This is a genomic window from Anaerovibrio sp. RM50, from assembly GCF_000622005.1.
Classification (GTDB): Bacteria; Bacillota; Negativicutes; order Selenomonadales; family Selenomonadaceae; genus Anaerovibrio.
The window spans coordinates 42,894-66,990 of the sequence record NZ_JHWV01000001.1; the positions used below are offsets into that span (position 1 = coordinate 42,894).

Below are 24,097 nucleotides of genomic sequence, written 5' to 3' on the forward strand. Positions count from 1 at the left end.
TTTTGCCGTAGAACGCGAAGCCACAAGGAAAAACCCGGAAACGTACAAAAAACGTACGTTGAGGAGCTTTTCTGAAGTGGCAACAAAGTTATGCGACAAAATAACAAGCAATTATGCGAGATCGTAGCCGCCGCCAACGTAGTCCTGAATAGCAAGGCTATATACCAGACGGCGCTCCCGCATGAACTCCAGTACATTAAGTACCTCCCAGGCAGTATCAAGGGAAGTGAGACATGGGATAGCATGCTCTACAGTTGCACGGCGAATCTTGAAGCCGTCGTGTACTACGCTCTTGCCCTGATTCTGGGTCATGGTGTTGATTACCATGTGAATACGGCCCTTCTTGATCTGCTGAATAATGTCAACGCTGCGTTCGTGCATCTTGCCCACTACTTCAACATCAATGCCCATGGACTTAATGGCCTTGGCACTGCCGGCGGTAGCAACCAGCTTAAAGCCCAGCTCAGAGAAGGCCTTGGCCAGCTGCTTCATTTCTGCTTTGTCCTTGTTGGCTACAGTGAAGAGAATAGTTCCATTTACTGGAATATTCATTCCGGCACCGGTCATGGCCTTATACAGTGCACGGTTATAGTGGTAGTCAATACCCATAACCTCACCAGTGGACTTCATTTCAGGACCAAGGGAAATGTCCACGTCTGCCATCTTATTGAAGGAGAATACTGGGGCCTTTACTGCCACATAATGCTTAGGACTTACCAGACCTGGTTTGAAGCCCAGCTCCTTAATGGTGGAGCCCATGGCAATCTGAGTTGCAATATCCACCATCTGCACATCCGTCACCTTGCTGAGGAACGGCACTGTACGGGAGGAACGAGGATTTACCTCGATTACGAAAACCTCATCATTGGCCACCACATACTGAATGTTCATAAGGCCCTTTACATGGAGGCCCATGGCCAGACGCTTTGTATAATCAACGATGGTATATTTCACCTTCTGTGGCAGGGTCTGTGGAGGGTACACCGCAATGGAGTCACCGGAATGAACCCCGGCCCGCTCGATATGCTCCATAATGCCCGGGATAATTACATCAACACCATCGGAAATGGCATCAACTTCCACCTCGGTGCCCTGCATATAGCGGTCCACCAGAACCGGGTGCTCAGGAGTTACCTTTACGGCGCGGCCCATGTAATCAATGAGCTCTTCCTCGTTGTACACGATCTCCATGGCACGACCACCCAGTACATAGGAAGGACGGACCATTACAGGATAGCCGATTTCCGCTGCCCCCTTGATGGCATCCTCCAGATTGGTTACGCTAATGCCCTGTGGTCTTGGAATGCCAGTCTGGGTAAGCACCTCATCGAAGCGCTCCCTGTCCTCTGCCCTGTCAATATCATTTACTGAAGTACCGAAGATTTTTACCCCCGCCTTGCTGAGATCCTCAGCCAGATTAATGGCAGTCTGACCGCCAAACTGGACGATAACCCCCTCCGGCTTTTCCTTGTCGATAATGTTAAGAACGTCCTCAGAGGTCAGAGGCTCGAAGTAAAGTCTGTCGGAAATATCAAAGTCCGTGGATACAGTCTCCGGATTGTTGTTGACGATAATTGCCTCAATGCCCATCTGACGGAGAGCCCATACTGAATGAACGGAGCAATAATCGAACTCCACGCCCTGACCGATACGGATAGGGCCTGAACCCAATACCATCACCTTTCGGCGCTTGCTGGAGGTATCCACCTCATCCTCCTGGGCATGGAAGGTGGAGTAATAATAAGGAGTTGCGGCCTCAAACTCAGCAGCACATGTATCTACCATCTTGTAGCATGGCAGAATATTCATGGTCTTTCTCAGTGTGCGGATTTCATCGGTGGTCTTTCCGGCCAGCTCCGCAATGGAGCGGTCTGCCAGGCCAACGTCCTTGGCAGCCAGCATAAGACTAGGAGTAATCTGCTCGTTCTGAATTCTCAGCTCCACATCGGTAATCTTCTTGATTTTCCCCAGGAACCATTTGTCGATTTTGGTAATATTATGAATACCGTCCACATCAATAATGCCACGGCGCAGAGCCTCAGCTATTACAAAGAGGCGCTCATCGTTGCACTTGGACAGGGCCTTGATAACCTTTGCATCCTCCCAGGCATCCATATCCTCCATGTGGAGACGGTGTACGCCGATTTCCAAGGAACGGACTGCCTTTAAGATAGCTCCCTCGAAGTTTCTGTCTATGGACATAACCTCGCCAGTGGCCTTCATCTGGGTTCCCAGAGTCTTATCAGCATATACAAACTTGTCAAATGGCCAGCGTGGGAACTTCACAACACAGTAGTCCAGGGCTGGCTCAAAGCAGGCCTTGGTCTTCTGGGTTACAGCATTGGTAATCTCGTCAAGGCTGTAGCCAATGGCAATCTTGGCAGAAACCTTGGCAATCGGGTAACCGGTGGCCTTGGAAGCCAATGCTGAGGAACGGCTAACTCGAGGATTTACCTCGATTACATAATACTGATTTGTTTTAGGGTCCAGGGCATACTGGGCATTACAGCCACCCTCGATGCCCAGCTCGCGGATAATGCGAATGCTGGCGCTTCTCAGCATCTGATATTCGTGATCTGTTAGGGTCTGGGAAGGTGCCACAACGATGGAATCACCGGTATGAACCCCCACAGGGTCGAAGTTTTCCATATTACAGATAGTAATGCAGTTGTCGTTGCCGTCACGCATTACCTCGTACTCGATTTCTTTCCAGCCTGCCACACTGCGCTCAATTAGGACCTGACCAATCATGGAATACTTCAGTCCCTTGATAACAATGTCCACCAGCTCTTCCTCATTGTCGGCAATACCGCCGCCAGTTCCACCCATTGTGTAGGCAGGACGAACGATGAGAGGATAGCCGATTTCGTTGGCAAACTGTACTGCGGACTCCACGTCCTCTACGATGGTGGACTCCGGAATAGGCTCCCCCAGCTTGTTCATTGTTTCCTTGAAGAGCTCTCTGTCCTCCGCCTGTTCAATGGCCTTCAGTGAGGTACCCAAAAGCTCCACATTGTACTTTTCCAGAATACCACGCTCGGAAAGCTGTACAGCAAGATTCAGGCCAGCCTGTCCGCCCAGGGTGGCCAAAAGTCCATCTGGCTTTTCCTTGCTAATGATGTGTTCCATAAACTCCACAGTCAATGGCTCAATATATACACGGTCCGCCATGTGCTTATCAGTCATAATGGTGGCAGGATTGCTGTTTACCAGCACAACCTCCAGACCTTCCTCTTTAAGGGCGCGACAAGCCTGGGATCCTGCATAGTCAAACTCAGCCGCCTGTCCGATAATAATCGGGCCGGAACCGATAACGATAACCTTCTTTAAATTTTCTTTCTTTGGCACTGATTATTCCCCCTTTGTCTCGCCGGTTAAAAGTGTCCAGAACTGATCGAAGAGATACATATTGTCATCAGGACCCGGGGAAGCCTCAGGGTGATACTGGACGGAGAACAATGGCAGAGATGTGTGTCGCATACCCTCCACAGTGCCATCATTAACATTAAGGTGAGTAACCTCCAGAGGGAGGTCCTTAAGGGAGGCCTCCTCCACGGCGTAGCCATGGTTCTGGGAGGAAATATATACACGGCCGTTACGCAGGTCCTTAACTGGCTGGTTGGAGCCGCGATGACCGAATTTCAGCTTGTAGGTGTTGGCACCCAGGGCCAGTGAAATCAGCTGATGGCCCAGACAGATACCAAACATTGGCTTCTTGCCAATGAGCTTCTTGACCTCGGCAATTGACTCCGGAACATCCTTTGGATCCCCGGGGCCATTGGAAAGGAAAATCCCGTCTGGATTCATGGCCATTATCTCATCTGCCTTGGTATCAGCAGGCACTACTGTGAGCTTGCAGCCAAGGTTATGGAGTGAATTCAGGATATTCTGCTTAATGCCGAAATCCATTACCACAACGTGAGGGCCATCATTGTCCATTACATATTTTTCAGGGGTGGTAACCTCAGCCACCACATCCAGCTTAATTGGCACACCCATGAGCTTTTTGATTTCTTCCTCAGTGGCATCCTCAGACACGATAACGCCCTTCATGCAGCCTTCGGAGCGGATAGTTCTGGTTACGGCACGGGTGTCCACGTTGTACAGGCAAGGAATCTGCTGATCATTCAAAAACTTTGCCAGCTCGTTTTCCTTCTGCCAGTTGCTGCCCTCATCACAGAGCTCACCGATAATAAAGCCGTTGACAAAGGATCTTCTGGACTGCATAAATTTTTCTGCCACACCGTAGTTGCCAATGAGGGGGAAGGTCAGGGTCACAATCTGACTGCAATATGATGGGTCAGTAAGTATCTCCTGATAGCCCGTCATACCGGTATTAAATACCACCTCGCCAGTGGCTGTATATTCATTTAACAGGTCTCCTGTGAAGACGCTGCCGTCCTCAAGAATAAGCTTTCCTTTCAAGATTACACCTCCAAAACTACCCCATGGTCCATTACCAGCTTGCCATCAACCAAGGTCTTAACAGCCTTGCCCTTGAACTTGCGGCCAATAAACGGAGAATGGGAGCCCCTGGTATAGAATTTCTTTTCATCAACGGTCCATTCCAGCTCAGGGTCAATTACAGTTATATCAGCTGGCATGCCCACGGAAAGGCTGCCCGCATTTAAATCGAAAATCTTGGCTGGCTCAGCAGTGAGCTTGGAAATCATGGTAACCATATCAAGCTTGCCAGGCGCCACCAAATCTGTCATAAGACAGCCAAGGGCAGTTTCCAGTCCTGGGAAGCCGCTTGGTGCGTAAATATACTCTCTGTCCTTTTCCTCCTGGGCATGTGGGGAATGGTCTGTTACGATACAATCGATGGTACCGTCCTTAATGCCCTCCAGCACTGCCTCCACGTCCTTCTGGCAGCGCAGTGGCGGATTAACCTTGGTGGAGCTGTCGAAGAGATTTACCATATCATCAGTCATGGTGAGATGCTGTGGGGTTGCCTCAGCAGTAACCCTTACACCACGCTTCTTGGCCTGACGGACCAGATCAACGGCTGCAGCAGAGCTGATGTGGGCCACATGAACCCTTGCACCTGCATATTCAGCCAGGGCAATATCACGATATACAGCAATATCCTCGGCCACAGTAGGACGGCCCTTCATGCCCAGCATGGCGCTTCTGTGGCTTTCATTCATTACGCCTTCCTCAATGAGGCTTGGCTCCTCCTCGTGATTGATGATTACCTTGTCAAAGGACTTAAGATAATCATAGCAGTTAAGCATTACCTTGGCAGATTTGGTGAAATGGCCGTCATCGGAGAAGGCCACAGCGCCGGCCTGGGTCATATCCCCCATCTCTGCCATTTCCTCGCCCTTCTGGCCCTTGGTAACGGCACCGATAATCTCAACATGAACAACTGCCGCATCCTCAGCCCGCTTCTGAAGGGAACGGACCAGAGCCGCAGTATCCACTACTGGGTTGGTGTTTGGCATGGTTGCCACAGTGGTGTAGCCCCCTGCTGCCGCAGCCTTGGAGCCAGATTCAAAGTCTTCCTTGGCTTCCTGGCCTGGCTCACGGAGATGAACGTGCATATCGATAAAGCCAGGGCACACAATCTTGCCCTCAGCCTCAATTACTTCATCAGCGGCACTCTTAATATTTGCGGCCACCTTGGCAATCTTGCCATCTTCAATTAATACATCAGCAACCTTATCAAATGAATTGGCAGGATCAATTACTCTGCCGCCCTTAATCAATGTTTTCATGCCTTGTTACCTCCAATCAATGCGTGGGTCAGAATAGCCATACGAACTGCTACACCGTTCTGAACCTGCTCCTGAATGGCGGAATGGTCGCCATAAGCCACATAAGGGGAAATTTCCAGTCCCTTGTTCATTGGACCCGGGTGAAGTACAAGGACATCCTTCTTGGCCAGAGCCAGACGCTTATCATTAAGACCGTAGATACGGGCATATTCTCTTGGAGATGGGAAAAGGCCTGCCTTCTGGCGCTCCAGCTGAATGCGGAGAACATTGATTACGTCTGCGTCCTTAATGGCGTCCTCCACATTGTCGTGAATTACAATGCCCTCTTCCTCAAAGAGGAATCTTGGCATAAGGGTTCTAGGCCCCGCCAAATGAACCTCCACACCCATCTTCCGCATTCCCTGAATGTCCGAACGGGCAACGCGGCTATGGGTAATATCACCTAAGATGGCGTACTTCAGGCCCTCAAGATGACCCTTGTGCTCCTGCACTGTAAAGAGGTTCAAAAGGCCCTGGGAAGGGTGGGCATGGGCACCATCACCAGCATTTATAATTACAGGGCTTGCCACCTTGGAAGCGTATTCCGCAGCACCTTCGGCCTTGTGACGCATAACGATGGCATCAACTCCCATGGCCTCAACGGTATAAAGGGTATCACGAAGGCTCTCACCCTTTACGATGCTGGAGGTTCCTGCGGTAATATTTACCACATCGGCTCCCAGATATTTGCCGGCCAGTTCAAAGGAAGAACGGGTACGGGTACTTGGCTCATAAAACAAGGTCACAATGGACTTGCCCCGAAGAGCCGGTACCTTCTTGATGTCGCGATGAATGATATTTTTCATCTCCTTGGCACTTTCCAGAATAACCTGGATTTCCTCCTTGGAAAAATCTGCCAGAGCCAGCACATCTTTACCCCGAAGGTTTACTTTAGAATTATCCAAGACAATCACTCCTTTATTCATTTGACCCCACCAGCTGTGAAATATACTTTATGATAACTTTACCCACTAAAAAAGCTTTCTCATGCCGAGGCACAAGAAAGCTAAAATCTGCTTTAAGATACAGTTATCCCAGTAATTTATGATAGCGCACTATCTTACCAGCTTCCTTTATCAGCCTCACAGGACTAATTTCAAAGGTCATATTCAACTGTAAGAACTATATCACATTATAGGGATTTAAGCAAGGAAAATCAGCCTTGTAAATTCTTTACCGCTTCCTCACAATGCTCATGTACCATTTTCACCGTTTCACAGCTGGACATTTCAGCACAGTCACCGCAGGTCTCAAAGCCCTTTTTATGCACGCACTTGCGGATCTCACACATTTCACTGCAATAATGAAATTTTATACCATCTGCCCGACAGCCCTCACAATTAATCCATTCCGGCTTTATGAGATGGTTGTTCATCTCCGTCCATTCCTTGGCGGTCTTTTCCCGCAAAGCATCATCATCGTTTTTTGTAGCAATATAAGCACCACATTTTTCACAATCAAGTCCACAACAGCCAATCATAATTCGCATAATTTTACCCCCTAAACATTTACCCATCACATAAGATAAAAAATATCCACTTTAGCTTTTTTTGATTACCTGCTCACTAATTCCTTAAAAATTCCGTCCCGATCAAAATTCCCTTCCGCCAAGCCCGGGATTTCCTTGTAGGCCTTGCATACCGCCAGACTCATTTCCGTGAAAATTCTGCTTATTTCCTCATCAGTGTAGGGACAATCATCAGTAACAATCAATGTAGCCATACTGAAGGCCACCAGCCATAAATCCCGAAAATAACAATCTGACATGTGGGCATTCATATTGTATATTTCCATAATGGAATCCCGCACCAAATCCTGGGAAAACCTCAATGCCTCCATGGCTCCCCCTGCGGCCCCATTTGGTTTTGTCAAAAACAGCAGCTTGTACAGCTCCGGCTCCTCCCTGGCAAAGCGCACATATTGCTGCCCTACCCCCAGAAAAGGCACCGGCCCCGCCAGACCTCTCTGAATGTAACTGCGGTAGCAGTCCTTGGCCTGAATATAAACCTCCTCCTTAAGCTGCTCGATGGTATCAAACCAAGTAAAAATCGGTCTGGTGGATACCCCAAGCTCCCCGGCCACTTCCCGGGCCGTCACCGCCTCAATCCCACTTCGACGGGTAATGCTGGTCGCCGCTTGTACTATCTCTTCCTTTTGAAATTTCACCTTAGGTGGCATACAAAATCCCTGCCTTCTTAAATTCAAGTTTCAGTAATATGGCCCCGGTTCACCTTAAAAAATGACTCTCTCCCCAGCCAATCGTCCAGACATTTCATCTGCTCCTCAGTATGAAACCAATGCTCTCCCTTTTGCATTACTGTCAGCCCCGCATCATGGGTCCTGGCAAAATCACTGATGGTCTCCATGGAAGTGAGATTATCATTTTCTCCGTATAAAATCTTGGTGGGAATCTTCCATTGGATTGAATGACTGCGTACATAGGACAGATACTCCCAGGACAAATCCTCTCCAAATTCTGTATGAATTAGCTCCTCCTCCCGCAGCTCATCCTCCGTTACATTGGCCCAGGTCATCATGTCACCAATAAGCTTTTCCATATTTACGATGGGAGAAATAAAATAGGCCCTTTTCACCAGCCCCTCCAAATCCGCGTTCATACTGAAAAAGGCACCTATGCTGTTGGCTATCAATATAATATTCTCATATTCATCTTTCAGGCCGTCTATTACTTCATGTATTTCCTCCCCCGTTTCCCAGGGAGTAAATGTCTTATAATCCAGTCCCATCACTTCACAGTTGGGAAACAATGACCTATAATGCTGGCTTTCCACCGCATTCCCCCCCTTGCCATGTATATACATAACCAAATCCGGCATTTTCTTCACCCCAATCTCAGAATAAACCTACATGTACTGCCAGCTTCCTTTAATCCAGCCTTTTTGGGATATTCCCTAATAATAATATATCGTTACGCAACATATGTTATATAACAATTGTAATAATACATTATCTTATGCCATAAGTCAACATACAAAAAAGACGTATCTGAAAACAGATACGTCTTTCATAAGCTTTTATTAAATTTCCATAATAATCGGCAGAATCATTGGGCGGCGGCGGGTGCGCTCGAAAATGTAGCGACCCAGTGCATCACGCATGGCTGACTTCAGGCCGGACCATTCGGTGATACCCTCGTCCTCGCAACGTGCCAATGCCTCCTCAACACGGCTGCGGACATCATCCATAAGCTCTTCGGATTCACGGACATAAACAAAACCACGGCTGACAATATCAGGACCTGCCACAACAACGCCCTGCTCCTTGTCCATGGTAACCACGATGATAATAATACCGTCCTGGGACAGCTGACGGCGGTCACGGAGAACGATGTTACCAACGTCACCAACACCAAGGCCATCAACAAGAATGCGGCCGGAGGTAACCTTGCCGGCTACCACGCCCTTGTTCTTGGTAAATTCCAGAATCTGGCCATTTTCGCCGATGAAGATATTTTCCTTCTTCATTCCCAGCTCCTGGGCCAGCTTTGCATGCTTCACCAGATGACGGTACTCACCATGAACCGGGATGAAGAACTTCGGACGCACCAGATTGTGCATCAGCTTCAGCTCTTCCTGGCTGGCATGGCCTGATACGTGGATACCGTTTTCGCGGCCATATACCACATGGGCACCCAGCTTCAGGAGATTATCGATGGTTCTGGAAACCAGCTTCTCATTACCCGGAATAGGGGTAGCGGAAATAATAATGGTATCCCCTGGCACAATGCCCACCTTGCGGTGGTCAGACTGGGACATACGGGTCAGAGCTGACATAGGCTCGCCCTGGCTGCCGGTGGTAATAACAACCACCTGATCAGCGGGATAATTATTAATCTCGTCAATATCAATAATAGTTCCCTCAGGAGCGGTAATATAACCAAGCTCACGGGAAATATTCACAACATTCACCATGCTGCGGCCCAAAACGGCCACCTTGCGCTTGTAAGTAACAGCAGTATTGATAATCTGCTGGATTCTATGAACATTTGATGAGAAGGTAGCCACAATAATGCGGGAATTTGCATTATGGAAGGCCTTTTCAAAGGAAGCACCCACGGTGCTCTCACTAGGAGTATGGCCAAGGCGCTCAGCATTGGTACTGTCCGCCATCATTACAAGTACGCCCTTGTTGCCCAAATCGGAAAAACGTCTGAAATCCGTCATCTTTCCATCAATTGGGGTGTAGTCCAGCTTAAAGTCACCTGTATGGACAATGGTACCCATAGGGGTGGTAATGGCCAGACCAACTGCATCAGGAATACTGTGGTTCACGCGAATAAAATTCACGTTAAAGGAGCCGGCCTTGATATTATCTCCCTGCTTAACAGGACGGAGCATATCGTTGCTAACTCCGTTTTCCTTCAGACGTCCCTCAAGAATGCCCAGGGTAAGTCTCGTTCCGTAAACCGGTACATTTATCTCCTTCAGCACATAAGGCAGCGCACCGATATGATCCTCATGTCCATGGGTCAACACAATTGCCTTAACGTGCTCCCGGTTCTCCACCAGAAAGGTAAAATCAGGAATAACCAGATCTATACCCAGCATTTCCTCATCTGGAAACATCAAACCGGCATCTATAAGCAGTATCTCTTCGCCGTACCGCACTACTGTCATATTTTTGCCGATTTCACCTAATCCGCCCAAAGGAATAATTTGTAATTTTTTCTCTTTTGGCAAAAATCACACCTCCATATTTAATTATATAAGAACATTATGCTAAAAATCCGAACCGTATTAACCGTTTCACAAATCTAGTAACTAAGATTAATTATCCGAACAGCTCATTACACTCCATTATAGGATATTTATATCATTTTTGTAAAGAAATAAATTTAAAAGGCGACTGCCGAAACAATCGCCTTTCACCATAATCTTTCAAGATACTACTTATAACGCCATTGTTCAAATTTTTCTTCTTTAGAAGAAAAATCTTCCAATTAGCGTTTCAACGAGCTGGGAGATATTCTCACCAGCTGTTGTAGTTTGTTTTCCCCCACCTAAAGAGGAAGGGGACATCTTAAAGCTCGTTATATTGTTTAATAATCTTCTCAAGGTGTTTCCTGTAATCGCTTACCACCTGAGGAGGACTGACTATCTTGATATCGTCCCCAAACTTGGCAAGCCAGCTAAAGAAGCCCGTGGTTACATAAAGCTTGGTGGTCAGATCGAAATGCTCCTTGTCCACCACCTTGGTTTCAACCTCTTCCCCAAAGCGGTCCACCATAATTGTAATCAGTTTATTCTTGCAGCGAAGTACCACAGTGCGCTCATTTTCCTCATTGGCCATCATACTGAAGGTGCGCTGGGAATACTTGGAAAGAAGGTCACGATCCGGCTTTCTCATGGCCTGTTCCTTGGAGACCACCAGGGAAGTGCCATCAATGCGGTCAATGCGGAAGGTTTTGGTGGTTTTGGTGTCGGCCTCATAGCCCACCAGATAGTAATGGTCCTCGTTCCACACCAAAAAATATGGGCTTATATCGTACACCTTGCCATCATGGCGCGGCTGAAGCTCCTTTTTGATATTGTACTCGTTGTACTTGAAATTCACCCGCCGCTTATTGCCAATGGCCCGGGTAAGCTTGTCTATAATAATATTTACATTCTTGCTGTATGGCTTAATGTTTTTATTGATATCCCTGTTCCAAAGAAGCTCCTCAGCCTGATATTTGCTGCACAGCTTCTGCAGCTTTTCAATCAGGGCATTGGTAGCCTTGGTGGAAATAATCTTGGAGGCTGAAATGGCATCCACCATGAGCTTCAGCTCCGACAGCTCGAAATTCCTGTCCCCCAGATAGAAGGAATTATTGGAGGATTTGATGATTACCACATCATAGCCAAAGGCAATGAGCAGGTCCACATCATCCTTAACTGTTTTGCGGTTAACCTCCAGCCCCAGCTCCTTCATTCTGGCAATTATTTCATTGGTGGAAAGAGGGTGCTTCTCGTCTGTTTCCTCATTGAGCATTTTCAGGAGCTGCAGCATACGGGCCTTTTTATTGCCCTTTATTCCCTTTTGCAGGACGTCTGTATTAATATGTCCGTCATTTATGTAATCGTATGCCAAGATAATCCCTCCTGTCCAAAATGGTACTAAAAACGACCAAAACATCAATTTACTATGTATTATCACATTCTGTCACTGCCGTCAAGAAAAAGAAGGAAGATATTGCCGGGGGATATGGCAATACCTTCCTCGAAATCGAATTTACACCCGAATTATTATTTAATTAGGGACAGAAAATTCTCCATCATTTTTCTGCCCATGGGGGTCAGGATAGATTCAGGGTGGAACTGCATTCCGTAGATAGGGTACTTTTTATGCTTTAGTCCCATAATGGTGCCGTCCGCCAGCTCAGAGGTTACCTCCAGACAGTCCGGAAGCCCTTCACGGGACACAATAAGGGAATGGTATCTTCCCACTTCGATCTGCTGTGGCAGGCCCTCATATATATCCTTTTCATGGTGTTTGATGGGGGAAGTCTTGCCATGACATATTTCACCGGCCCCTATTACCCTGCCGCCGAAAACCTCTCCTATGGCCTGGTGTCCAAGACATATTCCAAGAATTGGCACCTTGCCCTTCATGGAATTTATAAGCTCCTCCGTAATACCCGCGTCCTTTGGGACTCCCGGCCCCGGGGAAATCACAATGGCATCATAGCCCTTCTGGCTAATTTCTTTTACCGTAACCATGTCATTGCGGATTACCTCCACCTGGGCTCCCAGATCGCACAGTAGCTGATACACGTTATAGGTGAAGGAATCATAGTTATCTAAAAGCAACAACATCATTCTCCACCTCCTCCACAACTTTAAACATGGCCTTGGATTTCTGAAGAATCTCATTATACTCAAATTCCGCCTGGGAATCGTAAACTATGCCTGCCCCTGACTGAATAAAGGCATTGTCTCCGTCAATAACCATAGTTCTAAGGGTTATGCACATATCCATATTTCCATTGAAATCCATATAGCCTACAGTTCCCGAATAAGCCCCACGCTTTACCGGCTCCAGCTCCTGAATAATCTCCATGGCCCGTAGCTTTGGGGCACCGCTTACAGTTCCTGCCGGGAAACAGGCCTTAATAACGTCCATTGGTGTAAAGCCTTTTTTAAGGGTTCCCATAACCTCAGAAACCATGTGCATCACGTGGGAGAACCGCTCCACCTCCTGAAGCTTGGTTACCACCACAGTGCCTGGCTCGCTGATGCGTCCGATATCATTTCTGGCCAGATCCACCAGCATGGCATGCTCTGCCCTCTCCTTTATATCTGCCTTCAGCTCCTTCTCCAGGGCCTGATCCTCCTCCTCGGAGGACCCACGGCGGCGGGTTCCCGCAATAGGGTAGGTATAAACCTGCTTTCCAGCCACCTTTACCAGCATCTCCGGGGAAGCCGCCACAAACTTCTTCTTGCCGAAATTCAGATAAAACATATAGGGGGAGGGATTCACCTGACGGAGGCGGCGATAGAAATGAAAGGCGGGCTTGGTAATCTTTTCACGGAACTGTCTTGAAGGCACAACCTGAAAAATATCTCCTGCCACAATATAGTCCTTGCACTTCTTGATGGTTGAAGCAAAATCAGCAGGCATTTTCCCGTACTTGCCCAGAAAATCCACCTTCTCCTTGCGCTTTAACGTCTTTACCTTTGGCGTCTTTACTGCAGCATACAGCTTCTCCTCCAGCTCCTTCATACGCTGCTGAGCCTTTTCGTATACCTCGGCCAAATCCTCTTCCTTCTTAACATTGGCCAGATAGATAAGCTGTGAAGCATTTTTCTGCTGGTCAAAAACCATGAGAATGCGGCAAATCATAAACTGTCCCAAGAGCTCCTCATCTTCCACCTGAACATTGCGCACCCTGTCAAAAACAGCAGATATCTCATAGTTGAAATAGCCCACGGCCCCACCGTTGGCCAGAGGCAGCTCATAATTTCCGATGGCGCTGTTAAGGCCTGCCATATATTTATTTATGGCAGTTACGGGGTCCCCGTCCACTGCCCGCATTTCGTCCTCCTCCTGGATCATAAGGCGGTTCTTATATACCTGCAGTTTTACGAAGGGCTCCGCACCAATAAAGGAAAAGCGGCCAAACTTCTGGTGGGCGTCCACAGATTCCAGCAGGAATCCCTTTTCTTCCCCCACCAGCTTGTAAAAAATGGAAACAGGGGTATCAAGGTCAGTGGAAATTGGCATACTGAGGGCCACGATATTAGCTTTTTTCGCCTTCTCCTTAAAATCTTCCAATGATGGTGTCAGCTTCATTCAGTTCACCTTCTTATCCAGGGCCTGGCGAATATCCCCAATGAGTTTCCCCGCCTCAGCCAGCTTATTCTCCATTACCAGCTTTACTACTGCAGAGCCCACGATTACAGCATCTGCCCCCTTGGCAGCGTCAACTGCCGCCTCCGGGGAACCGATACCAAAGCCTACGGCACAAGGTGTATTGGTCTGCTTCTTAACGTGCTCAATAACCTTGTTAATTGGGCTGTAATCGATTTTTCTGACCCCTGTTACCCCGTTAACAGATACGCAATATATAAAACCGTCTGCCGTGGTGCATGTTTCACTGATGCGTTTGTCGGTAGTGCCAGGCGTTACGAATTCCACCAAATGAAGGCCCTGCTCCTTGCATACCCGTTTCATATCCCCGGACTCCTCATGGGGCACATCAGGAATAATAAAGCCATCAAGTCCTGCTGCCTTGGCATCTGCCGCCAGCTTTTCAAAGCCATAATTCAGCATTACGTTAATATAGCCCATACCCAAAACAGGCACCTGGGTAAATTTGCGGATTTCACGGACCAGCTCCAGCACCTTTTTAAGAGTCATGCCCTTTTGAATTGCCTCATAGGAGGCTGACTGAATGACCGGCCCATCGGCCATTGGGTCAGAAAATGGAATCCCCAGCTCTATTACATCAGCCCCATTATCCACTGCTGTCCTGATTGCCTTAAGGGTGCCCTCAGCATCGGGAATGCCCGCTGTAAGATAAATTACCAGTCCTTTTTTATTTTCAGCCTTAAGCTCATTAAATTTATTCTGTAAACGGCTCATAATCAAATCTCCTCTCCCAATACCTTTGCCACCTGCTGCACGTCCTTGTCCCCACGGCCGGACAGGGTAACAACCACCACTTCGTCCTTCTTAGTATTTGGCATGAGCTTTTCAAGATATGCCAAGGCGTGGGAGCTTTCAACAGCGGGAATAATTCCCTCCTCCCTACAAAGGAGCTGGAAGGCATCAATTGCCTCCTTGTCGTTGATGCCCACATATTTCACCACGCCCTCCTCGTGGAACATGGCATGCTCCGGACCTACCCCCGGATAATCAAGGCCTGCGGAAATGGAGTAAACCTCTATAACCTGGCCGTCATCGTCCTGGGCCAGATAGCTGTAAGCACCATGAAGGACGCCGGGACGGCTGGCAGGATTGGAAAGGGTCTGGGCATTGTCCCCCACCGCAGGGCCACGGCCAGCGGCCTCCACCCCAAACTTCTTTACATTCTTATCATTTCTGAATTCATAGAAGGTGCCAATGGCATTGGAGCCGCCTCCCACACAGGCTATGAGGTAATCAAGACGTCCCCCTGCCTCATCCTTGATCTGCTCCCTGATTTCCCTGCCAATAACGGACTGAAAATCCCGTACCATGGTTGGATATGGGTGAGGTCCCACGGCGGAACCGATAATGTAATGAGTATCATCAATATGTGCCGCCCAATAGCGGATTGCCTCGCTGGTGGCGTCCTTTAAGGTGGAGGTACCAGTTGTTACGGGAACCACCTCGGCTCCCAGAAGCTTCATTCTGAACACGTTCAGCTTCTGACGCTCCATATCCACAGCCCCCATAAACACCTTGCAATCCATTCCAAAGAGGGCTGCCACCGTCGCAGTGGCCACGCCGTGCTGACCGGCTCCTGTTTCTGCAATAACCCTGTTTTTACCCATTCTCTTGGCCAGCAGCACCTGCCCCAGGGCATTGTTAATCTTATGGGCCCCGGTGTGAAGCAAATCCTCTCTCTTCAGGAATATCTTTGCCCCACCGTAATGCTTGGTAAGCTTCTCCGCATAATAGAGAAGGGTTGGACGGCCCGCATACTCCACATAATACTTTCTTAAATCTGCCAGAAATTCCGGATCGTTCTTATATTTCTCATAGGCTGCCTCCAACTCTGTCAACACAGGCATTACAATTTCAGGTACATACTGACCGCCATATTTTCCAAATCTTCCCTTTGACATAATTTCTTCCTCCTCAGCTTACTTCAACGCTCTATAAAAATACTTTTTCTTTTTCACATCAGGGCAAATTCCCGGGTGGTCCTTTCCACATCCTTTGCCGTGGACAGCCCCTCACCCACCAATATGCCATCTACTCCGGCTTCATGAAGGAGCCTTACCTCCTCCAGGGTATGTATACCACTTTCACTGATTACCGTGCGGTTATCCTCCACCAGGGGCAGCAGTTCCAGAGTATTATCAATGGTGGTTTTAAAAATCTTCAGGTTTCGGTTGTTTATCCCAATAAACTTGGCGGGAGTCTTCATGGCCTTTTCCATATCCTCCCTGTCATGGACCTCCACAAGGGCATCCATGCCCAGACTCCAGGTCAAATTCAGATAATCCTCCAGCTGCTTTTGGTCAAGTATCCTGGCTATCAGCAGAACTGCATCTGCCCCCAGCATTCTTGCCTCGTAAATCTGGTATTCGTCAATAATGAAATCCTTGCGCAGAAGGGGAATTTTTACTGTCTTTCTCACCTCCGCCAAATCCTCATTCTTGCCTAAAAAGTGAGGATCCGTGTGTACTGACAGCATGCTGGCCCCATTTTTTTCATACATTCTGGCCAATTCCAGCACAGAATAGGAATGATTAAATTTCCCCTTGGAAGGTGACTGTAGCTTGCACTCGGCTATCAGGTTCCACTCCCTTTTATTAAACTGGGAGCACATGGCAAAGTTTCCCTTTTCCAGCCGCTCCTTCAAATCCTTCAAGGGAAGCCGTGCCTTGGCAGCTTCCACAATATCCCTTTTTTCGGCAACGATTTCTGCTAAATAATCTCTCATGCTTCCACCACTTTCTTTCCTGCCGCTGACAAGAATTTTCTGATCAGCTCCGGTGACTTCCTTCCATCTATTTCCATGGCCCCTGAGGCATCTATGCCATAGGGATCAAATATCGTTATGGCCTCCTGCAAGGTGTCGGCGGATATTCCGCCGGCTATTATATATGGCTTTTTCAGTCTCTTTATGGTGCTGGCGGCCTCCCGCCATTTAAAGGCGATGCCGCTGCCCCCCACAGTATTTTTGCTGTAGCTGTCTATAAGGATAAACTCTGCGGGATAGGCCTCCGCCCCTTCCACCGAGAAGTCCTCGCCATAGCGGAATGCTTTTATAATGGGCTTTTGTATTTTCTCAGCGTACTTTATACTTTCATGTCCATGGAGCTGAACCATATCAAGGCCACAATATTCAGCCAGTTTAATAACCTCGTCCAGGGGCTGGTCAACAAAAACCCCCACTTTTTTCACCCCATGAACCATGCTGCATATATCCTTTACTATGGACGGGGGACAAAAGCGCCTGAATCTGTCGCTCATAATGAAGCCCATAAAATCTGCTGTGCTGGCCGCCCTGGCCGCTTCCATATCCCTTATGCCGCATATCTTTACCCTTGCCATGCTTCTCACCTTTTCCAAAATAAAAAACCACTTCACTCCATGTACAACCCTTTACAGTTATACATGGGGCGAAATGGTTTCGCTGTGCCACCCAATTTCAGTGATATACCTCCATGTAATAAAAAAACATTTCATCCCTTACCGAGATAAAATGTCTATGCCACTGGTAATATCACCCTCTTAAGTACGGGAACCATGTCCGATACCGCAGCCCAATAACGGTGGCAACCGTTCCAGCCTAATAACGTACTCCCGCTTTCGGTGGACTCTCTTGGGACCATTCACCAAACGCTTTTCACAGGTCATTCCACCTCCGAACAAATCGGCACCTGCTCGCTATCAAAAGTTGGATTGGCTACTATTTCCCAATCAATGATTTGGATATTCAATTATCAACACCGCTATAATAATATAAATTTCACTGGCTGTCAACAAAAAATGTAAACTTTTGCATTTTTATTGATTTTACACCAAAAAACTGTAAATCATATAAACTGCCAAGCCAACTATAACCGCCAATACCATCAATGGCAGGGCCACAAAAACAAGTCCCGCAATGAGCAATGCTATGGCAATGGCGAACAATACCTTTGTCAGCGTACCCCCTCCGGAGGAAAAGCGGATAATCCGGGGCCCCTTACTGGAGCCTCCGGAACCGCCAAAACTGCCATAAGTGCTATATGTGCCATAGGAATTATCAGTATTTCCGGCCTGGCCACTCCCCTGGTCATAGCCGTTTTCATCGATAGTTATGCCGTCATAAGCGTTAATCTCAGACTTTTCCATAATACGCACATTGCCCTGGGCACAATTTGGGCATGTGCCATCCATATTAAGCTGACTGCCGCACTTCTGACAAATCATAACTATTCTCTCCTTTTACGCTTCCCGTCTTTGACGTATTCTCTTAATCAGCACCATATCGTCCTTGTCTCTGGCATGAAGAAGGTAATCCCCGATAAATTTACCTTTTATCCGAAGGCCCGGGGCAATCTCAGACAATGGAACCAGCACAAATGCCCTGTCCAGCATATGTTTATGAGGCAAGGTGAGCTCAGGGGTATCCATTTCCACCCCTTCAATATAAAGAAGGTCCAAATCGATGGTGCGAGGACCCCAATGAGTGTGACGAACACGTCCCAGCTGCTCTTCTATATCCTGACACACATGGAGGAGTTCCAAAGGTTCAAGCTCTGTTCTCACACACATGGCACCATTGAAAAACAATGGCTGGTCGGTTTTGCCCCATGGTGGTGTTTCATAGAAGGAGGATACACTAACTAAATGAATTTTTTCTGAAGCCGCCAACATTTTTATAGCTTTTCTGATGGTGGCTTCCTTATCCCCCATGTTGGAACCGATACTGATGTAGCACTCATACGTCTTACTCATTTCACTCATTCCTTTACTTGCTCTAAAAAAACATAACTCTCTATATTTAAATACACTTAAATATATTCACGTCGCTGACGCCGGATTTTTACCCCTACGTCCTTAAAAACGCCGGGTATTGGAGCCCCGGGCTTATGAATGGTGATTTCCAGGCCATCCACCAGGGGAAAGCCCTCAAATACTGCTTTGGCAATTCTATCTGCAAGATATTCCAGAAGCTTGAAGGGAACCCCTTCCACGATTTCCTTCACTTTGGCAAAAACCTCTGCATAATTTACAGTGGCCGCCAAATCATCTGTAATCCCTGCCTCATGCAGATCCAACTCCATGGCCAGATCTACAATAAACCGCTGACCCAGCCGCTGTTCCTCCGGCAGCACCCCATGCCTGCCAAAAAATTCCATACCTTCCAGATATATGCTATCCGTCATGGTTTCGCCTCCAAAATAGCATCTGTTATGCGACACATACGGGAAATAGGCAAAACATCGTGTACCCGCATAATTTCGCATCCCTTCATTATGCCTATAACACAGGTGGCCCCAGTGGCTTCCATCCTTTCCTCCACCGGCAGATTCAAGGTATTCCCAATGAAGCTTTTGCGGCTGGTTCCCAAAAGCACAGGATAGTCACTGCCATCTATGTTTTTTATTTTCTCCAGATTCTGCATTACATAAAGATTACCTTCCACGGTTTTGCCAAAGCCTATACCCGGATCAAGGATAATATTTTCCTCCTTCATTCCGGCTGCTCTGGCTGTCTTTATGCTCTCACAGAAAAAATCCCTCATGGAATCCATTATATCCATGTTGTATTCCTTGGAATCCCGGTTGTGCATAACCACCACCGGCAAATCATATTTGGCAGCAACCCGGGCCATTTGCCCCGGCTCCTCCTTATATTGGAGGCCCCAAATATCATTAAGTATATGTACCCCCTTTGAGGCCGCATATTCAGCAGTATCGGCCTTAAAGGTGTCAATGGAAACGGGCACCGGGCATTCCCTCAGCACCGGCTCCAAAAACTGGCTGAGCCTTTCTATTTCCTCATCTGCAGACATGGTCTTAAAACCGGGTCTGCTGGATTCAGCTCCTATATCTATAATATCAGCCCCTGCAGCCACCATTTCCCTCATGTGCTTCAGCGCATGATCCAGTGTGTTCCATTTTCCCCCATCGGAAAAGGAATCAGGGGTAACATTCAAAATCCCCATAATCAGTGTTCTGGAGCCAATCTCCAGGCTCTTTCCATCAGCCCACTGATAATATCTCTTACTCATTATTATCCCATCCCAACATATTCCAGGCCTGATGATAGCTCTCCCTATCACTCTTAAAGCAGCCACGGGTGGAAGATGTTATGGTCTTGGAGCCGTGGGCCATATCACCCCGCATAATCATGCAGAGCTGCTGGGCCTCCACGATTACCAGAACCCCGTCAGCCTTTAACCCCTGCTCCACGGCCCGGGCAATATCCTCAGTCATGCGCTCCTGGAGCTGTGGTCTGTGGGAAATAATTTCCACCATGCGGGTAAACTTGCTGAAGCCCGCAATAGAGCCCTCATGAGGCTTGTAGGCAATGGACACCTTGCCGAAGAAAGGCACAAGATGGTGCTCGCACATGGAATAAAAGGGAATATCCCTTACAGCCACTATGCCCTCATTTTCCACCTTGAAAAGTTCCCCCCATACATCTCCTGTGGTGGCATTTATTCCATTGAACAGGTACTCATACATCCCTGCAACCCGCTCAGGGGTCTTTTCCATTCCCGAGGCCTTGAGATCCACTCCCACCGCTTCCAGAAAATCCTGCATGGCCTGTACAGCTTTTTTGTTCATAGAATTATCCCTTCCGTTTAATCATCATAGCATCCCCAAATGAAAAGAATCTATATTTCTCCTCCACTGCCTTTTCATAAGCCTTCAGCACGAACTCCCGCCCCGCAAAAGCACTTATGAGCATTATAAGGGTTGACTTTGGCAGATGGAAATTCGTAATAATTCCATCTACTATTTTAAACTCATATCCAGGATAAATAAAGATATTTGTCCAATCAGTACGTCCATTTATCTCTCCCACAGCCGTAGCCGCAGATTCCAGGGTACGGATTGATGTGGTGCCCACGGCAATAACCCTTTTTCCCGAAGCCTTGGTGGACTTAATGAGGTCTGCCGTTTCCTGAGGAATACTGTAATATTCCTTGTGCATAACGTGTTCCTCAATATTGTCAACGCTTACGGGTCTGAAGGTCCCCAGACCCACATGAAGGGTAACAAAGCCTAAATTTATCCCCATTTCCTTCAGTTCTGCCATCTGCTCCTTTGTGAAGTGCAGTCCCGCAGTTGGTGCGGCGGCAGAGCCCTTTTCTCGGGAATAAACTGTCTGGTAGCGCTCGCTGTCCTCCAGCTTTTCATGGATATACGGCGGCAGAGGTGTCTCCCCCAGACGGTCAAGAATCTCCTCAAAAATGCCTTCATAATTAAATTTTACGATACGGCCCCCAAAATCCGTGCTGTCCTGCACAGTACAGGTAAGCTCATCGCTGAAGCGCACCACCTGGCCCTCACGGGCCTTTCTGCCAGGCTTTACAAGTGTTTCCCAAGTATCACCGTCAATGCGTCTAAGGAGGAAAACCTCCACCTTGCCGCCGGTGCCCTCACGCCAGCCCAAAAGTCTGGCGGGCAATACCCGGGTATCATTGAAAATCAGGGTATCCCCCGGCTCCAAATATTCCTTTAAATCGTAAAAATGTCTGTGCTCTATAGTTTCATCCACAGGATCCAGCACCATGAGACGGGAGGAATTTCTTGGCTCCACCGGTGTCTGGGCAATAAGCTCCTCTGGCAAATTATAGTCAAAATCAGTTAATTTCATTCTTTAAGTTATCTCCCAAAAATTAATACAGCTTGGTAATTTCCACATCTGTATAGTAGTGATGCAGAATCTCATCGTATTTCTTTCCTGCATCTGCCATAGCCTTGGCACCATACTGGGCCATACCCAGACCATGGCCGAAGCCGTGACCGTCAAATATAATAGCCACGTTGTCCCCTTCCACCTTAAGATTTGTGCCATGCATAGCCTCAGGAGCTGCATCAATAACTTTGTTGGATGCAGTGCTCTTCACGTCCTTCTTGATTGGCGGAATAGAGGCTGCCCGCTCAGTACGGATATTGAAATAGGTGCTCTTAAGGCCGAAAATCTTTCGCACATCCTGACCGCTCAGCACGATGGTCTGGCCTGTGCCCACAAATTTCACCCCATTGGCCCTGCCGGAGGCCAATACACCGTTGGCACTGGAGCTGCCCTTCACAGCAGTCATGGAAATACTCTTAAGCTGTCCGATATTTTTCCCCGCAGCACTGAGCAGCTTCTGAACCTGGGCCGCAGTAAATCTTACAGACCAGTTATGATATGGTGACTTGCTGTCATCGTCCTGGACGGAACGAAGATATGGCAGATAATTGCCCCACACGTCCTCGGAATTTTCCGTGGAACCGCCAGAGGAAGCATGATAAGGAGCATAAATTGCCTTTCCCTGATATGTCATTACCTCACCATAGGTGGCATCCACTGCCGCAGATGATGAGTCCGCCTCGTTGGCAACTCCGTCATAGGCCTGACAGTGAGTGGAATCACAAAGATCGTAGCCGGAGCCAAGATGTGCCTTCTGATTCTTGGTGTAAAGAGCGAAGGTTCTTGCCGCTACTGCCTGGGCCTTCAGCGCCTCACTGTTCCACGAAGGAGTCATTTCAGAAGGCAGTACCCCTTTAATGTAGTCCTCCAAAGACAGGCGGTTTACGATAAGCAGCTTGCCAGCCTCGGCGCTTACCACCATCTGTCCGCGGTATTCGTGACCGTTATACTTAATCTTACTGCCGGAGGCTGTATTCACAGGGGCAAAAACCAGAGAAGACACCCCAGTGCTCTTTCCATTTATCACAAGGGTATTTCCCTCGGCGGAAACATTGGCCAAAACATTGTTGTTGAAATCACTATATTTTTTGCCATTATCCCCCACAAGGGCATTCATGCCATTGGCGGAGCTGATAACTCCCTTCACTACACCTGTGCCTACACCGATTCTTATAACGCTGTCCACCCCGGCATTTCTCTTCCAGGCAGGAGCAGCCTCTTCCTTTTTCTCCTCCTTGTGTGAGGACTGAGTGCTTGGCTTAGGAGGCTCAGTCTTCTTGTGGGCAACCTGCGGTTTGGTGCCGGTGCTTGGGGTAATAACGCTGGCCTCAGCATCGGCCATTCCCCAGGTCAATGCCGCAGAACCCACGGAACCAATAAACGCCGCCAACAAACCTACGGATATTTTTTTCACTAAAATAGATTTAATCATTGTATCTACCTCTGTTTTAGAAAGATTATTTTCATATATTACAGCAAAACTATATATGGGACAGGGGGAATTTTTTCGCCTGCAAGTGCGAAGTCCACCTGCCGGAGGCTCAGCATGGGCACGCATTATTATACACCTCGATGTAAGTGCGACCCCGTCGCCTATGAAGATGCCACATTATAAAGTACATGCTGATTTGGACGCAGCACTGAAGCCGAAAAAGTTTCTCCTGGCCTGGCCGAAAAAGTTTTCCTTACCTTACTGAAAACTATGTTGCTTCTTGTAATGCTTTTTTCCGTGCCTTAGCTTCCTTTTTTCGCTGCTTTCGTATGGCCTTGCTGTAACGCTCTTCCTCGCTGAAAATACAGCCGCAATATGGCTGACGGTACAGCTCCAGCTCCTTGCTGATATCAATGCCCTCCTGCCAGCCAGGACGGAAATCCTCGTAATAGAATTTCACCCCATACAAATCTGCAAAATGCCGGGCCGTTTCCTTCATCAGCTCATGCTGCTGATAAATACTGTAAAACAGGGTGGAGGTGAAGGCATCAAAGCCATTTTCCGCCGCATATTTTGCCGCCTGCTCCAGACGCCATGTGTAGCACATACGGCAACGGCCATTTTCCACAGACTCTGCCGCCAGGGCCTTCTTCAAAAAATCCCTCAGCATATAATTTTCATCGGTAATAATCTCCATATCCACCTTCTGAGCAAAATCCTTGGCCGCATTAAGGCGCATTTCCCATTCCTTGTATGGGTGAATATTGGGATTAAAGAAATATCCCGTGGGCTCAATGCCGTCCTCCCGCAGCTTCTTCACGGGATAGCAGGAGCATGGCCCACAGCACATATGAAGCAATAAATTCATTATTATAAACCTTTTAAAATC

Annotated in this window: 24 protein-coding genes; all 24 read right to left on the reverse strand. The window is 47.9% G+C overall.

The genetic code is table 11. The annotated features are described in order from the left end of the window. Positions 1 to 111 precede the first annotated feature (111 nt). The 24 genes from carB to T525_RS0100390 all read right to left on the reverse strand — a co-directional run bounded on the left by carB (position 112) and on the right by T525_RS0100390 (position 24,076). The gene (gene carB, locus T525_RS0100280; RefSeq protein ID WP_027405505.1) at positions 112 to 3,348 is read right to left on the reverse strand and encodes a carbamoyl-phosphate synthase large subunit; all 3,237 of its coding nucleotides are present in this window, start codon (positions 3,346 to 3,348) and stop codon (positions 112 to 114) included. Positions 3,349 to 3,351: 3 nt separating this feature from the next. Next, positions 3,352 to 4,425 (reverse strand): glutamine-hydrolyzing carbamoyl-phosphate synthase small subunit, encoded by a 1,074-nt coding sequence (gene carA, locus T525_RS0100285; RefSeq protein WP_027405506.1) that lies wholly within the window; start codon positions 4,423 to 4,425, stop codon positions 3,352 to 3,354. A 2-nt stretch (positions 4,426 to 4,427) separates the two neighbouring features. Beyond that, the gene (locus tag T525_RS0100290; RefSeq protein WP_027405507.1) at positions 4,428 to 5,720 is read right to left on the reverse strand and encodes a dihydroorotase; all 1,293 of its coding nucleotides are present in this window, start codon (positions 5,718 to 5,720) and stop codon (positions 4,428 to 4,430) included. Then, entirely contained in the window at positions 5,717 to 6,664 is a 948-nt protein-coding gene (locus T525_RS0100295; protein ID WP_232219166.1) for an aspartate carbamoyltransferase catalytic subunit, read from the reverse strand. Before T525_RS0100295 ends, T525_RS0100290 begins: the two co-directional genes overlap by 4 nt. Positions 6,665 to 6,915: 251 nt before the next feature. Then, positions 6,916 to 7,248 (reverse strand): DUF3795 domain-containing protein, encoded by a 333-nt coding sequence (locus T525_RS0100300; protein WP_027405509.1) that lies wholly within the window; start codon positions 7,246 to 7,248, stop codon positions 6,916 to 6,918. 65 nt (positions 7,249 to 7,313) lie between these two features. Next, a complete protein-coding gene (locus T525_RS0100305; protein WP_027405510.1) occupies positions 7,314 to 7,937 on the reverse strand; it encodes a TetR/AcrR family transcriptional regulator in 624 nt (207 codons plus the stop codon). A 23-nt stretch (positions 7,938 to 7,960) separates the two neighbouring features. Next, a complete protein-coding gene (locus T525_RS0100310; protein ID WP_027405511.1) occupies positions 7,961 to 8,596 on the reverse strand; it encodes an alpha/beta hydrolase in 636 nt (211 codons plus the stop codon). A gap of 201 nt (positions 8,597 to 8,797) precedes the next feature. Continuing rightward, positions 8,798 to 10,396, reverse strand: coding sequence for a ribonuclease J (locus T525_RS0100315; RefSeq protein ID WP_232219174.1), 1,599 nt, complete (start codon positions 10,394 to 10,396; stop codon positions 8,798 to 8,800). Positions 10,397 to 10,799: 403 nt separating this feature from the next. Next, positions 10,800 to 11,849, reverse strand: coding sequence for a YafY family protein (locus T525_RS0100320; protein ID WP_027405513.1), 1,050 nt, complete (start codon positions 11,847 to 11,849; stop codon positions 10,800 to 10,802). A 155-nt stretch (positions 11,850 to 12,004) separates the two neighbouring features. Further along, positions 12,005 to 12,574 (reverse strand): aminodeoxychorismate/anthranilate synthase component II, encoded by a 570-nt coding sequence (locus T525_RS0100325; protein WP_027405514.1) that lies wholly within the window; start codon positions 12,572 to 12,574, stop codon positions 12,005 to 12,007. Next, the gene (gene trpE / locus T525_RS0100330; protein WP_027405515.1) at positions 12,555 to 14,051 is read right to left on the reverse strand and encodes an anthranilate synthase component I; all 1,497 of its coding nucleotides are present in this window, start codon (positions 14,049 to 14,051) and stop codon (positions 12,555 to 12,557) included. Before trpE ends, T525_RS0100325 begins: the two co-directional genes overlap by 20 nt. Continuing rightward, the gene (gene trpA / locus T525_RS0100335; protein WP_027405516.1) at positions 14,052 to 14,846 is read right to left on the reverse strand and encodes a tryptophan synthase subunit alpha; all 795 of its coding nucleotides are present in this window, start codon (positions 14,844 to 14,846) and stop codon (positions 14,052 to 14,054) included. Then, the gene (gene trpB / locus T525_RS0100340; RefSeq protein WP_027405517.1) at positions 14,846 to 16,033 is read right to left on the reverse strand and encodes a tryptophan synthase subunit beta; all 1,188 of its coding nucleotides are present in this window, start codon (positions 16,031 to 16,033) and stop codon (positions 14,846 to 14,848) included. Before trpB ends, trpA begins: the two co-directional genes overlap by 1 nt. Positions 16,034 to 16,083: 50 nt before the next feature. Continuing rightward, entirely contained in the window at positions 16,084 to 16,854 is a 771-nt protein-coding gene (gene trpC / locus T525_RS0100345) for an indole-3-glycerol phosphate synthase TrpC (RefSeq protein WP_027405518.1), read from the reverse strand. Next, a complete protein-coding gene (locus tag T525_RS0100350) occupies positions 16,851 to 17,468 on the reverse strand; it encodes a phosphoribosylanthranilate isomerase (RefSeq protein WP_037324799.1) in 618 nt (205 codons plus the stop codon). The genes trpC and T525_RS0100350 overlap by 4 nt, the downstream gene beginning before the upstream one ends. Positions 17,469 to 17,648: 180 nt before the next feature. Further along, on the reverse strand, positions 17,649 to 17,789 hold the full coding sequence (locus tag T525_RS16145; protein WP_156945478.1) for a hypothetical protein: 141 nt from the start codon (positions 17,787 to 17,789) through the stop codon (positions 17,649 to 17,651). 144 nt (positions 17,790 to 17,933) lie between these two features. Further along, positions 17,934 to 18,332 carry a hypothetical protein gene (locus T525_RS0100355; RefSeq protein WP_027405520.1) on the reverse strand — a complete coding sequence of 133 codons (399 nt, stop codon included), beginning with the start codon at positions 18,330 to 18,332 and terminating at the stop codon, positions 17,934 to 17,936. 15 nt (positions 18,333 to 18,347) lie between these two features. After that, positions 18,348 to 18,860, reverse strand: a complete 513-nt coding sequence (folK, locus tag T525_RS0100360; RefSeq protein ID WP_027405521.1) for a 2-amino-4-hydroxy-6-hydroxymethyldihydropteridine diphosphokinase — start codon at positions 18,858 to 18,860, stop codon at positions 18,348 to 18,350. Between the two features lie 56 nt (positions 18,861 to 18,916). Beyond that, positions 18,917 to 19,291, reverse strand: coding sequence for a dihydroneopterin aldolase (folB, locus tag T525_RS0100365; protein WP_027405522.1), 375 nt, complete (start codon positions 19,289 to 19,291; stop codon positions 18,917 to 18,919). Further along, positions 19,288 to 20,142 carry a dihydropteroate synthase gene (folP, locus tag T525_RS0100370; RefSeq protein WP_027405523.1) on the reverse strand — a complete coding sequence of 285 codons (855 nt, stop codon included), beginning with the start codon at positions 20,140 to 20,142 and terminating at the stop codon, positions 19,288 to 19,290. Before folP ends, folB begins: the two co-directional genes overlap by 4 nt. Beyond that, on the reverse strand, positions 20,132 to 20,698 hold the full coding sequence (folE, locus tag T525_RS0100375; RefSeq protein ID WP_027405524.1) for a GTP cyclohydrolase I FolE: 567 nt from the start codon (positions 20,696 to 20,698) through the stop codon (positions 20,132 to 20,134). Before folE ends, folP begins: the two co-directional genes overlap by 11 nt. Positions 20,699 to 20,702: 4 nt before the next feature. Beyond that, the gene (gene queA, locus T525_RS0100380) at positions 20,703 to 21,734 is read right to left on the reverse strand and encodes a tRNA preQ1(34) S-adenosylmethionine ribosyltransferase-isomerase QueA (RefSeq protein WP_027405525.1); all 1,032 of its coding nucleotides are present in this window, start codon (positions 21,732 to 21,734) and stop codon (positions 20,703 to 20,705) included. Positions 21,735 to 21,756: 22 nt separating this feature from the next. Next, positions 21,757 to 23,208 carry a SpoIID/LytB domain-containing protein gene (locus tag T525_RS13780; RefSeq protein ID WP_198022572.1) on the reverse strand — a complete coding sequence of 484 codons (1,452 nt, stop codon included), beginning with the start codon at positions 23,206 to 23,208 and terminating at the stop codon, positions 21,757 to 21,759. A 268-nt stretch (positions 23,209 to 23,476) separates the two neighbouring features. After that, the gene (locus T525_RS0100390) at positions 23,477 to 24,076 is read right to left on the reverse strand and encodes an epoxyqueuosine reductase QueH (RefSeq protein WP_027405526.1); all 600 of its coding nucleotides are present in this window, start codon (positions 24,074 to 24,076) and stop codon (positions 23,477 to 23,479) included. Positions 24,077 to 24,097: the final 21 nt, after the last annotated feature.